The following is an 11825-nucleotide window of genomic DNA, read 5'->3' on the forward strand; positions in this document are numbered from 1 at the left end:
AATTTATTCAATTAGTAGTTTTTGAATCGAATTCGAATTGAATTTTACAAAATACATTCCCGATTGCAAATCTTCTACATCAACTGTAAATTCGTTTGCAAATACAGCTTTGTTTTGGTATACTGTTTTACCTAAAACATCAATGATTTCAATAGTTTCAATATCCGTTTCACTTTTCACAGAAAAGGTATTTTGAGCCGGATTCGGACTCATAGCAAATTCTTTTTTCTCGTACAAAGAATTAGTTAAACTGGCATTCAATCGAACTAAAAATAAACCTCTGTCGATGTCACTTACAACTATTGTTCCGCTTGAAAAATAAGGATAAACACTCCATGCTCCATTAAACTGAGCATTATTATTGGCTGGGTAAGTATCGAAAAAACCTACTTCAGTCATTTCATCGTTATCAATTTGAGAAATATCCATTACTCTATAACCAGCTCTGTAATTGGCTAAGTGAAATTTATCATTAGTGGTGTAACCATTATGATCGATGGCTGGCGTTGCGCCCGAATAATCAAATTTTAACGTAGGATTATCTAAATCGGACATATCAATTACAACCGAACGAGTGTTAAAACCAAAATCCAATTCATCTAATTCATCTCCAACTATATAGTATTTTTGATTTTGAGTTAACCAGCCTTGATGTGTATAAGCGGTATTGGAATAAAAAAACGTGGATATCAGAATCGGATTCAACTTGTTAGTAACATCCAAAACAATTACTTTATCTTCATTACAACCAAAATAAATTTCTTTACCAATGTGTTCGGTATCTGGTCCATTATAGTTTACAATTTGAGCATCATGAGTGTAACCTTCAGAAGAATAGCCAAAGGAGAAGGTTGGGTTCAATGGATCTTGAATATTTACAACATGTGGCCCACCAGAAAAAGTATTGCTCCCAATACAATAAGCAAAACCTGTTGCTTCATTAATAGCAATATTATGACAATTGCCAAATCCAGGATAACGAGTGTCGGGTAAAAAAGTTTGAGGTGTCGTTACATTTCTCAATCGAGTCAAATCAAAAACCTGCATCCCATGGCCACTTGCCTCTGAAACTATAAACGCATAATTATTGTACACTTTTATGTCTCTCCAAATACTGCTAATGTTATTGTGTGAATTTACTTTACCTAAATAAATCGGATTAGTAGGATTAGTGACATCAACAAAAGCCGTATGACTAGTACAACCCATAATGGCGTATTCTTTACCATTTAGTGGATCAGTCCAACCCCAAGAATCATTTCCTTCTGTATTGGTATTTCCTCCTATTTGAGGAAAATCCATTCGGGCTAATAAATCAACATTATCACACGGATAAACTCCTGCAAAACCATTAGTACATGGCGTTTGAGCTTGTGATAGAATAAGAAAGAAACTTGCTAAAAGGGTAAATTTTAATTTCATTGATGCTATTTTATTTAAATTGATAACAAATCTACTATAAAATAGTAATATACATAATTTATTTGGGGTTTTCTTCACAATTGTTGAAAATACATTTCTCAACCCACTCTGTTTTTAGAATAGCACAAATCAGTTATCTTTGTGAAAAATTTTTTTTATGAACGAACTACAATCAACAATAGAAAAAGCATGGGAAAACCGTGCTTTATTACAAGAAGAATCCACTACAAAAGCCATCAGAGAAGTCATTGATTTATTGGATGCGGGAACTTTACGCGTAGCCGAACCTAATGAAAATGGTTGGCAAGTAAACGAATGGGTGAAGAAAGCCGTAGTCATGTATTTTCCGATTCAAAAAATGGAAACTTTTGAGGTTGGAATTTTCGAATACCACGATAAAATTCCGTTGAAAAGAGGTTATGCCGAAAAAGGAATTCGAGTTGTTCCACATGCCGTTGCGCGTCACGGAGCTTACATTTCGAAAGGTGTAATTTTGATGCCCAGTTACGTAAACATTGGTGCTTATGTTGACGAAGGAACGATGGTTGATACATGGGCAACCGTAGGAAGTTGTGCTCAAATTGGTAAAGACGTTCATTTGAGTGGCGGAGTTGGAATTGGTGGCGTTTTGGAACCATTGCAAGCAGCACCAGTCATTATTGAAGACGGCGCTTTCATCGGTTCGCGCTGTATAGTAGTGGAAGGCGTTCGCGTAGAAAAAGAAGCGGTTTTAGGAGCTAATGTTTGTTTGACAGCTTCAACAAAAATTATTGATGTAACTGGAAATGAACCTGTTGAATACAAAGGATTTGTTCCTGCGCGCTCAGTTGTGATTCCAGGAAGCTATACCAAAAAATTTGAAGCAGGCGAATACCAAGTTCCTTGTGCTTTGATCATCGGGAAACGCAAACCTTCAACCGATCTGAAAACTTCACTCAACGATGCGTTGAGAGAATACAATGTAGCGGTTTAATATTAAATATATAGTATGAACGAAATTGTTGAAACATGGGAAATCCACAATCGAATCAATTTGTATCTATTGAATTCGATTGAAGAAGCTCATTTATCATCCGTTTCTCTCTCTAAAGGTCGAACTGTAGCCGAACATTTCGCTCACATACACAATGTACGTTTGATGTGGTTAAAATCGGGTATGCCTGAACTGTTGGATTCTGTTGAAAAAATTGATAAAGAGAACATAACCAAAGATCTTCTTATCAATCAACTGAATCAAAGTGGAGTTGCTATTACAAAAATGATAGAAAAAGCAGTAAACGAAGGCAAATTAAAAGGTTTTAAACCACATCCGACGGCATTTTTGGGTTATATTATTTCGCATGAAAGTCATCATAGAGGACAAATTGTTTTATGTTTGAAACAATCGGGACATCCAATTGATAAAAAAATTGCTTTCGGTTTGTGGGAATGGGGAACGCGATAAGGCAATCTATTTTTTCCCAAGAAACTTTTTTATGTATTTCTTTCGGGCTGTTTTTTGCTTGAATAACCTCGATTTTTCCATCAACAATTTCAACACTAACTCTTCCGGATGCTGAGCTAATTGGGAATATTCTTTGGCAACAATCTGAATCATTTGTTTGGACAGCCACAACTTTTTGAAATTGTCCATACGTTGCTCTAACGATAATTCTTCAAACTTCATTCGGTTCAAATCAATCAAATAAAAATCGTACAAACCATTCTCTTTTTTTACAATTAAGGTATTTCCGGGCGAATGATCCTGAAAGTGAATTTTAGCCTCGTGCATTTTATACGTGAAAGCAGTAAACTGTTTTAGAATTTCGTCTCTTTCTGGAAATTTAGGATTGTGAATTAATTCGCGAAACGTAAAATCGCAATTCACTTGATGACTGATGTAAAAGCTATTTCCTAATAATCCGAATGCCTTTCGCTCTTCAATATAAGCAATCGGAAACGGAGTCAAAATAGCATTTTGCATCAAATAACTCGCATAATCAAATGAACGTTTGGCTTTGGTTGCTTTGAAAAACGAATAAATGATGGATTTGATAATACCGGGTTTCTGAAAAAATTTGATGTTTACTTCTTCATCACCCAAAAAACTGGTTTTGATACTGTTGCGCGAACCTTCAACCAAAACGCGATTATTTTGAAAGAAGGTCTTTGTTAAGTTGACAATGGCTTCGTGTTGTTCTTTGTATTTGGGATGAATCGTAATTTTCACAATCGCAGTATAATTTGCTCTAAAAGTATAAAAAAAATAGTACTTTGCACCAAGAATTAGTCGTATGAAAAAAATTTTAATCATCCAAAACAAACGCATCGGTGATGTACTCATCAGTTCGGTTATTGCTAATAATTTCAAAGCAAAATTCCCCGACAGCGAAGTACATTTGATGGCGTACGAGTTCACTCATGGTGTGATTCAGAACAATCCCAACATCGATAGAATCATTTCCATCAATGAAAAAGAGTTGAAAAAATTCAAAAATCTGCTCAAAACCATCCGACAAGTTCAGAAAGAAAAATACGATATTATTTTTGATCCGTATTCTAAATTACAAAGCAGACTCATTTGCAAATTTGGTGGTGCAAAACAAACCGTTGGTCACAAAAGCCGCAAGAAAATAGGTAATTTGGGTTATTACACACATCCAGTAGAAATTCTGAAAGAGAAAACCCAAATCTGCGGAAAAGCCATTGAAGATCGGATTCATTTATTGCAACAAGTAATCTCACTTGATACGATCAACTACGAACCGAAAATCTTTTTAACCGAAGAAGAACAGCAATTTAAAGTTCCCTACAACTACCAAGACAAACCCATAATCATGCTCGGAATCTTGGGAAGTACTCCTCAAAAATCAATGCCTTACGAATACGTAGCGCAACTGGTGGATCATATTTCAGAGCAATTCAACTGCTATCTTCTATTTAATTATTCGCCCAGTCAAAAAGAAGAAGCCGACAAGATTTACAACTTGTGCACGCACAAATCCAACATTATTTTAGACATTTATGCGCCGAGTATTCGCGATTTTGCAGTGCTGATGAATCAATGTTCGGTTCTCGTTTCCAACGAAGGAGGAACAGTTCATATTGCCAAAGCGCTGAATAAACCTACGTTCACGATATTTTCTCCGTATATTAACAAAGACGATTGGTCGAGTTTTGAAGATGGGAAATTCCACAAATCAGTACACCTACTCGATTTTTTACCGAATGCGATTTCCGAATTGACCTATGAAAAATACAAGGAAATCGAGAAGAATCCGCGCGAATTGTATTTGAAATTAACTCCCGAAATGATCATTCCTGAATTGGATTCCTTTTTGAAAGATAACTTGCATTAAAAGCATTTCAAAATCTTTTTCCGCAGATTACTTCGTCAGTTCGTCCTTCGTCCTCGTGTCACTGATTTTAAATGATTTATAATCTGTGAATCTGTGGTAAAAAAAATGATACTATATGATTTTAGCAATTAGCGGTTTGGATCGCTATTTTTTAATACCAAATTCCGTCCACTTCTTCTTTTGCTCTTTGGTTTCTTTACGGATTTGGAGGTTTTTTTGAATCATTTCGGGTTTAACATAACCGCGAGCGTGATCCAAATGAATGCAAACCGTGGAATATCGAATTTGTTTTGACTTCAATCCATTATTAACCAAACGCTCACCAAATTCTCTGTCTTCTCCACCGTATTGCATGCGTTCGTCAAAACCATTGACCTCGAGAAAATCGGTCTTCCAACCCGAAGCATTGTGACCGTTCCAACTTGGAGTAGTTGGAGTAGTAAAATTCAAAAACCAGCTTCGTAAACCACTAGCGATTAGTTTATTGTTTTTGAATGAAATTTTTATTCCGTTTCTTCGCAACCAATTGATGTCAAAACAACGTCCGGAATAAATATCGTCTTTTGTGATTTGCTGTGACAAATGCATCGGTAATTTGAAATAACCGCCCGACAAAAAATAACCTTCTTCACGGTGTTTGACGTGGTGTTCTACAAAATCTTCTCTCGGAACACAATCGCCGTCAGTCATTAAAATATAATCAGTAGTAGTAGCTAAAATGGCTTTGTTGAGAATAATCGTTTTTTGAAAACCATTGTCTTCGTGCCAAACGTGAATAATTGGGTAAAAAACTTCCTTTTGCAGTTCTTCAATGCACTTTTTTGTACGCTCATCCGAACCATCATCTGCAATAATTACTTCAAAATTTCGAAATGTTTGCGCATTATAACCATACAAAACCTTGGCCAACCATTCGGGCGAATTGTAAGTGCTTATTATTACTGAAATATCTTTTTTCATTCGATTGCAAAGATAAAATATTTTTTCTATGTTTGAACTCTACCAAAAATACTATGCAAACGCTCACTGTAATCATTCCGACTTTCAACGAAGAAAAATACATTCAAGATTGTTTGCATTCGGTTGCTTTTGCTCATCAGATTATTATTGTAGATTCATTCAGCTCTGATGATACGCTTAGCATTGCCAAAAACTTCAATTGCGAAATCATTCAACGCCAATTTGATAATTTTTCTAATCAAAAAAACGAAGCAATAAAACTAGCTAAAGGCGATTGGATTTTATTTGTAGATGCCGATGAACGCGTACCTCACAAATTAAAATACGAGTTGTTGGAAGCCATCGAAAACCCGAAACACAACGCCTACAAGATCAAGTTTCCGCATTTTTATATGAATCGGTTTTTGTACCATACCGAAAATAAAGTGGTACGATTGGTAAAAAATGATGGTGTGTATTTTGAAGGCGAAGTTCATGAAAAACTCATTCATAAAGGAACGGTTGGTTTACTCAACAATTTCATGATTCATTATACCTACAAAGGTTTGTTTCATTACATCAAAAAGAAAGATTCGTACGCTTGGTTTCAGGCAAAAATGAGTAAAGACAAAAACAAAAAAGCAACCTATTTGCATTTGGTTTTCAAGCCGTTTTACCGCTTTTTTCACACCTATTTTATTCGACGAGGATTTTTGGATGGAATTCCAGGTTTGGCCGTTGCAACCATTGATGCTTACGGCGTTTTTTCGCGTTATGTAAAGATGATTTTAATCGAAAAAGACTTAAAATAAACGCAGTTTTCCTACGCGTAATTTCCATTTAAAAGTGAGCAAACTATCTTGACCTTTGATGTCAATTCGCTTTATCTTATAATTGTCTCTCAATGGAAATTTATTGGTTCTATTCCCAATTCGAAACGCCAATTGGATTCCGTTTTTCTTTAATAATTCAAAAAACACTTCATTTTGAATTCCTTTTTTTGGAAAATTTCCATACGGATAAGCCAAAGCAGGAACTACAGTTAAATTATTTTGGTGAATGATTTCAAAACTCTGATCAAAGTCGTCTTGAATTTCATCAGCTGTTAACGAAGCATATTTTCGATGCAAATACGAATGATGACCCAATTCAACCACCTCAGAATCGAGTGATTGCAATTGTTCGATGCTCATTATTTTTTCACAACCATCGTTCCAAGCATCTGTTTTTCCAATGTAAGCAAACGGAATAAAAAAAGTTGCTTTACACTTGTATTTCTTCAACAACGGCAAAGCATACAGGAGTTGATTTTCGGTAACATCATCAAAAGTCAGCACCACACTTTTGGGCGGAATTTCATTTGAATTCATCAACTCAGAAGCAAAAATGGCAGTATAGTTTTTCTCGGCTAAATACTGTAATTGCTCTTCAAATTTGCTCGTAGAAATGGTCAACTCAACACTTTCGTTGATGTTGGGTGTTACATTATGGTACATTAAAACGGGTAATCGCGCCATTTCTATGAATTTGGAATAAATAGTTTGTGTAAAATTATTACTTTTGTGATTATATACACTACAAGATACGAAATAATTTGGTACCAAAAATTACTGCCTTAGCCATCACTTATAACGAAGAGGAAAACGTCAAGCGCTATGTTGAAAGTTTGTCTTTTGCAGATGAAATTATTTTCGTAGACTCACAAAGCACTGATAAAACCATTGAAATTGCTGAACAAATGGGCGTAAAAGTCATTCAACGTAAATTTGATGATTTTTCCAACCAACGTAATTTTGCCATTCAACAAGCGAACAACGATTGGATTTTGTTTTTTGATTTGGATGAAATCATTGCTGCCGACTTAGAAAAAGAAATCAAATTGACACTTGAAAACCCAAAAGACATCGTTGCATTTTACATCAAGCGTAACTTTTATTTTATGGGAAAGCGTATCAAATATGGCGGTTGGCAGAACGATAAAGCGATTCGTTTATTTAATAAAAATCAGTGTCAGTACAACGGTTTGGTTCACGAACTAGTGCAAAGCAGCGGAAAAACGAGTGTTTTAAAAAACAAATTGGATCATTTTAGTTATAAGAATTTTGATAACTACAATGACAAACTCAATTTGTACAGCAAATTACAAGCGGAAAATTTATACAAACTAAAAAAGAGGCCCAATTTGTACCATTTTTTCATTCGGCCAACTTACCGTTTCTTGTGGCAATACATTTTTCGATTGGGAGTTTTAGATGGTAAAGAAGGATTTATTTTAGCGTATGTTCACTCATTTTCAGTGTTCAAACGCTATTTACAACTGTGGATGATGTATCGAAAAATAGAATAATCATGAGTAATCTACCTACTTGTTCGCTCGTTACACCAACGTATAATTGGCCCGAAGCATTAGAGTTACTTTTGCTGAGTGTACTTAATCAGACGCATTTGCCCAACGAAGTCATAATTGCTGATGATGGTTCAAAAGAAGAAACCAAACAACTTATAGAAAAATTTCAAAAGATATTCCCAATTCCACTCATTCATATTTGGCATCCCGACAACGGAAACCAAAAGCCAAAAATTATGAATAAGGCAATTGCAAAAGCCCAATATGATTACATTGTTGAAATTGACGGCGATATTATTATGAATCGTCATTTTGTACAAGATCATCTTGAAAATGCTGAAAAAGGTGTTTATTTGTTTGGTTCGAGAGTAAATATTCAACAATCCGCTTTAGAATCTATATTCAAAAATAAAACCATCCATTTTGGATTATTTGCAAGCGGAATCAAGAAACGTGGACGAACGATTCGGTTACCTTTTATGATGAAATGGGCCAAATTGCACGACATGCGTTCCGGAAAATTACGCGGTTGCAATATGTCGTTTTGGCGGGATGATTGCATTAAAGTGAATGGTTTTAACGAAGGTTTGGTGGGTTGGGGAATTGACGATTCCGAATTGATTCAACGGTTACACAACATCGGAATCAAAGGAAAACGCTTGAAATACGCCGGAATTGCTTATCATATTTACCACAAAGAGCAATCCAAAAGTCACATCGAAATCAATAATGAAATCGAACGTCAAACCACAGAAAAAAAACTTACTTTTATAGAAAAAGGAATAAATCAGTATTTATGATGGATTCAAAACGATATGAAGTTGCCGTAATTTTAATCAATTATAATTCCAGTGCCTACACTCAGCAATGCATTGAAAGTATTATTGAAAAAACGGCTTCTGATTTGAATTACCAAATCGTAATTATTGATAATGCATCTCAAAAAGACGATTATTTATCGTTGGAAAACTACATTAATTCAAAAAAACACCCAAACACACAACTCATTCGCAATCACATCAATCAAGGTTTTGGTGGCGGAAATATGTTGGGTGTTCATTACTCTAATGCTGATTTTTATGCTTTTGTGAATAATGATTCGGTTCTGATGAATGATTGTCTTTCGATTATTATCAAAACGATGAAGTCGAATGCAGAATTTGGCATCTGCGGACCATTCGCTTACAAAGAAAACGGCGAAATGCTACCAACTTTAGATCATTTTGCTTCACCTGCGAAAGAATTTTTCGGACGTAATTTACTCGAAAAAATCAATCCGAATTACTATCCAAAACGAACGATAAAATACACGCAACCGCAACGTGGTCAATTTATTGCGGGAAGTTTTATGGTGGTCAATGCTACTGATTTCCATCAAGTTGGCGGATTTGATACGAATATCTTTTTGTATTTCGAAGAAACCGATTTGTGTAAGAGATTGCGAACTATCAACAAATACGCCTATTTGATTCCGGAAGCCGAATTCATTCACTATCACGGAATAAGTACACCGCAAAATACCGCCATAAAAACCGAACTGAAAATTTCGTTTTTGTACGTAATTCGTAAACATTACGGCTATTTTTGGCATCAGATTTTACTCAATAAATTACGTTTACAGTTTTTCTTCAAAAGCATTTTTAAACCCAAATATTGGCCTATTTTTAAAGTGCTTTTGGCGGGCGCACCTTTATCAAAATCACTCAAACTAAAACAAAAAATCGTCGATTAAAATGGGTTTATTCAAAAAAATAAAGCTCTATCTCAAGAAGAAAAAGATTGTAAAAGAACAATTGGATCATTCGATTCCGAATTTTGATCAGTACGATGCATCCAAAAAAACCATTGTTTTCATTAATGGAAGTATGCCTACTCACGATCGTGATTCGGGTTCCAATCGTTTGAAAGAAATCATTTTGAATTTTAAAGAAGAAGGTTTTAATTGCATAATTTGTACAGAAAATGCGTATAGAACCGACGAATACATTCAATTTTATGTCAACTTAGGTTTGATTGTTTATGTAGAAACGAAACACTACAAGTCGTATTTTGAATTTTTAAAATCGATTCCGAAAGTAGATTACATTTGGTATTACAGTCCGAATACATTAAAAGACAATTTCAAAAAAGTATCTAAAATTCTACCTCATTCAAAATCAATTTTTGATATGGTTGACATACATTTTTTGCGTTACCAACGTGCCATTGAATTGGATCCAACCCGAATTTCACTCCGAAAACGCTATAAAAAATACTTAAAAATTGAAACCCAATTGGCCAAAAAAGTCGATTTAGTCGTTCCGATTTCCGACCTTGAAAAAGAAATCATGAGTCAGTACATTCAACCCGAAAAACTCATAACAGTTTCAAATATTCACTATCCGAAAGTTGAAAAATCTACCACCAAATCATTTGAAGAACGCGATGGATTGTTGTTTATCGGTTCGGCGCACACGCCTAACATTGATGCATTGTACTTTTTATACAACGAAATCATGCCGATAGTTTGGGAACAATTGCCCGATGTAAAAGTAAATGTAGTCGGAAATGTGAGAGAAACCATCGACGACATTCAACATCCCAATTTTGTGTTTCACGGTTATGTTCCGAGTGTTGAAACGTTTTTCAACGACAATAGAATTATGGTAGCATCGTTGCGATTTGGCGCCGGAGTAAAAGGAAAAATTGGTCAGGCATTTGAATATTATTTACCTGTTGTCACAACCTCAATTGGTGCTGAAGGAATGAAATTAGTCGACCGAAAAAATGCATTGATTGACGATACCAAAGAAGGTTTTGCCAAAGCAATCATCGAATTGTATACCGATAAAAACTTGTGGTTGGAATTGCAAAATCATTCGGAAGACAGTTTGAAACCGTTTTCAGTAGAACACTTAAAGTCGATTATTGCAACAATTGGTAGTTATTAAATTGCCACAGATTCACAGATTAATCTCTCAATCTACTTTTTTTCTTTGGGAAGAAAGAGCATAAAAAGGTTAAGAATTCCCTTGAAGACTTTCCAAGCAAACGAAAATTTCTTAATGTGTAACACGTTCTGAATTCGTTTGGAATTGAGTTCATTGATGCTTTTGTAGTCGTTGATGAACATCGGAAAGTACTCTTGAAACACGTCATTTCGCTCTTTCATTTTGAGTTCTTCAAATTCTGGACGCGATGAAATTCCGGTTAAATCATAGTTCGCCACAATGACATCCATGTACTGATGTGAGGCATTTTTTAAGCAAATTGCCACTGCAAAAAACTCCCAATCGGAAACGATTTTTCGCTTTTCGTTGTAAAAAGAAATATCAAAGAATAGGCTTTTTTTAATGAAAGTTGCCTGATGGCAAAAATTCCCATACGTAAAAAACTCAAACGAAATAGGTTGGTCGTATTTGACTATTTTATCTTTTTTGTCGAACTTAAAAATGGCATTTCCGTAATAAATGTCTTTTGAACCATCAATGAGTAATTCAACATTGCTAATGGCATTATCGTCATAAAGCCAATCGCCACTATTCAAAAACAATAAGTAATCACCTTTGGCAGTTCGAATTCCTTTGTTCATGGCATTGTAGATTCCGGAATCTTTTTCGCTGACCCAAAAGTCAATTTTGTCTTTATTTTTCTCAATAACTTCAACGCTACCATCATTACTGTTACCGTCAATAACGAGGTATTCAAAGTTTTTATTGTTTTGAGAAAGAACGCTGTTTATCGTTCGTTCCAACCCAACTTTATCATTGTAATTGACTGTGATGATGGATATTTTCATT

The 11825-nt window shown here is 35.0% G+C and carries 13 protein-coding genes; 8 read left to right on the forward strand and 5 right to left on the reverse strand.

Translation table 11 applies throughout. From position 1 onward, the window contains the following. Positions 1 to 3: 3 nt before the first annotated feature. Complete coding sequence (locus VK161_RS10370; RefSeq protein WP_324214710.1) at positions 4 to 1422, reverse strand: choice-of-anchor B family protein; 1419 nt, start codon at positions 1420 to 1422, stop codon at positions 4 to 6. A 157-nt stretch (positions 1423 to 1579) separates the two neighbouring features. Here VK161_RS10370 and VK161_RS10375 point away from each other — a divergent pair, with 157 nt between their 5' ends. After that, complete coding sequence (locus VK161_RS10375; protein WP_324214711.1) at positions 1580 to 2395, forward strand: 2,3,4,5-tetrahydropyridine-2,6-dicarboxylate N-succinyltransferase; 816 nt, start codon at positions 1580 to 1582, stop codon at positions 2393 to 2395. A 15-nt stretch (positions 2396 to 2410) separates the two neighbouring features. Then, entirely contained in the window at positions 2411 to 2866 is a 456-nt protein-coding gene (locus VK161_RS10380) for a DinB family protein (protein ID WP_324214712.1), read from the forward strand. A 6-nt stretch (positions 2867 to 2872) separates the two neighbouring features. On the opposite strand, the gene VK161_RS10385 is transcribed toward VK161_RS10380, so the two are convergent. Next, entirely contained in the window at positions 2873 to 3631 is a 759-nt protein-coding gene (locus tag VK161_RS10385; protein WP_324214713.1) for a lipopolysaccharide kinase InaA family protein, read from the reverse strand. 64 nt (positions 3632 to 3695) lie between these two features. Between VK161_RS10385 and VK161_RS10390 the strand changes: the two genes are divergently transcribed. Further along, positions 3696 to 4760: a glycosyltransferase family 9 protein gene (locus VK161_RS10390; RefSeq protein WP_324214714.1), complete on the forward strand. Its 1065-nt coding sequence runs from the start codon at positions 3696 to 3698 to the stop codon at positions 4758 to 4760. Between the two features lie 144 nt (positions 4761 to 4904). Here the strand turns inward: VK161_RS10390 and VK161_RS10395 are convergent, their stop codons facing one another. Then, complete coding sequence (locus VK161_RS10395; RefSeq protein ID WP_324214715.1) at positions 4905 to 5720, reverse strand: glycosyltransferase family 2 protein; 816 nt, start codon at positions 5718 to 5720, stop codon at positions 4905 to 4907. A gap of 53 nt (positions 5721 to 5773) precedes the next feature. Between VK161_RS10395 and VK161_RS10400 the strand changes: the two genes are divergently transcribed. Next, on the forward strand, positions 5774 to 6511 hold the full coding sequence (locus VK161_RS10400; protein WP_324214716.1) for a glycosyltransferase family 2 protein: 738 nt from the start codon (positions 5774 to 5776) through the stop codon (positions 6509 to 6511). Here VK161_RS10400 and VK161_RS10405 read toward each other — a convergent pair. Beyond that, the gene (locus VK161_RS10405) at positions 6503 to 7216 is read right to left on the reverse strand and encodes a polysaccharide deacetylase family protein (protein ID WP_324214717.1); all 714 of its coding nucleotides are present in this window, start codon (positions 7214 to 7216) and stop codon (positions 6503 to 6505) included. The two genes, VK161_RS10400 and VK161_RS10405, sit on opposite strands and share 9 nt — an antisense overlap. 77 nt (positions 7217 to 7293) lie before the next feature. Here VK161_RS10405 and VK161_RS10410 point away from each other — a divergent pair, with 77 nt between their 5' ends. From VK161_RS10410 to VK161_RS10425, 4 genes are read left to right on the forward strand one after another with little or no spacing between them, the layout of a single operon-like run. Further along, positions 7294 to 8046 (forward strand): glycosyltransferase family 2 protein, encoded by a 753-nt coding sequence (locus tag VK161_RS10410; RefSeq protein ID WP_324214718.1) that lies wholly within the window; start codon positions 7294 to 7296, stop codon positions 8044 to 8046. Between the two features lie 2 nt (positions 8047 to 8048). After that, on the forward strand, positions 8049 to 8846 hold the full coding sequence (locus VK161_RS10415; RefSeq protein ID WP_324214719.1) for a glycosyltransferase family 2 protein: 798 nt from the start codon (positions 8049 to 8051) through the stop codon (positions 8844 to 8846). Then, a complete protein-coding gene (locus tag VK161_RS10420; protein WP_324214720.1) occupies positions 8843 to 9778 on the forward strand; it encodes a glycosyltransferase family 2 protein in 936 nt (311 codons plus the stop codon). The genes VK161_RS10415 and VK161_RS10420 overlap by 4 nt, the downstream gene beginning before the upstream one ends. 1 nt (position 9779) lies before the next feature. Next, positions 9780 to 10976, forward strand: a complete 1197-nt coding sequence (locus tag VK161_RS10425) for a glycosyltransferase family 4 protein (protein ID WP_324214721.1) — start codon at positions 9780 to 9782, stop codon at positions 10974 to 10976. Between the two features lie 32 nt (positions 10977 to 11008). Here the strand turns inward: VK161_RS10425 and VK161_RS10430 are convergent, their stop codons facing one another. Next, the gene (locus VK161_RS10430; protein WP_324214722.1) at positions 11009 to 11824 is read right to left on the reverse strand and encodes a glycosyltransferase family 2 protein; all 816 of its coding nucleotides are present in this window, start codon (positions 11822 to 11824) and stop codon (positions 11009 to 11011) included. Between the last annotated feature and the right edge of the window lies 1 nt (position 11825).

The sequence above is a fragment of the Flavobacterium sp. genome, assembly GCF_035299245.1.
Taxonomy (GTDB): domain Bacteria; phylum Bacteroidota; class Bacteroidia; order Flavobacteriales; family Flavobacteriaceae; genus Flavobacterium.

Bases quoted from the DNA above. Each gene is read 5' to 3' on its own strand.
- VK161_RS10370 (WP_324214710.1), bottom strand. From the start codon at position 1,422: ATGAAATTAAAATTTACCCTTTTAGCAAGTTTCTTTCTTATTCTATCA.
- VK161_RS10405 (WP_324214717.1), bottom strand. From the start codon at position 7,216: ATGGCGCGATTACCCGTTTTAATGTACCATAATGTAACACCCAACATC.
- VK161_RS10425 (WP_324214721.1), top strand. From the start codon at position 9,780: ATGGGTTTATTCAAAAAAATAAAGCTCTATCTCAAGAAGAAAAAGATT.
- VK161_RS10415 (WP_324214719.1), top strand. From the start codon at position 8,049: ATGAGTAATCTACCTACTTGTTCGCTCGTTACACCAACGTATAATTGG.
- VK161_RS10430 (WP_324214722.1), bottom strand. From the start codon at position 11,824: ATGAAAATATCCATCATCACAGTCAATTACAATGATAAAGTTGGGTTG.
- VK161_RS10375 (WP_324214711.1), top strand. From the start codon at position 1,580: ATGAACGAACTACAATCAACAATAGAAAAAGCATGGGAAAACCGTGCT.
- VK161_RS10400 (WP_324214716.1), top strand. From the start codon at position 5,774: ATGCAAACGCTCACTGTAATCATTCCGACTTTCAACGAAGAAAAATAC.
- VK161_RS10420 (WP_324214720.1), top strand. From the start codon at position 8,843: ATGATGGATTCAAAACGATATGAAGTTGCCGTAATTTTAATCAATTAT.
- VK161_RS10390 (WP_324214714.1), top strand. From the start codon at position 3,696: ATGAAAAAAATTTTAATCATCCAAAACAAACGCATCGGTGATGTACTC.
- VK161_RS10395 (WP_324214715.1), bottom strand. From the start codon at position 5,720: ATGAAAAAAGATATTTCAGTAATAATAAGCACTTACAATTCGCCCGAA.
- VK161_RS10380 (WP_324214712.1), top strand. From the start codon at position 2,411: ATGAACGAAATTGTTGAAACATGGGAAATCCACAATCGAATCAATTTG.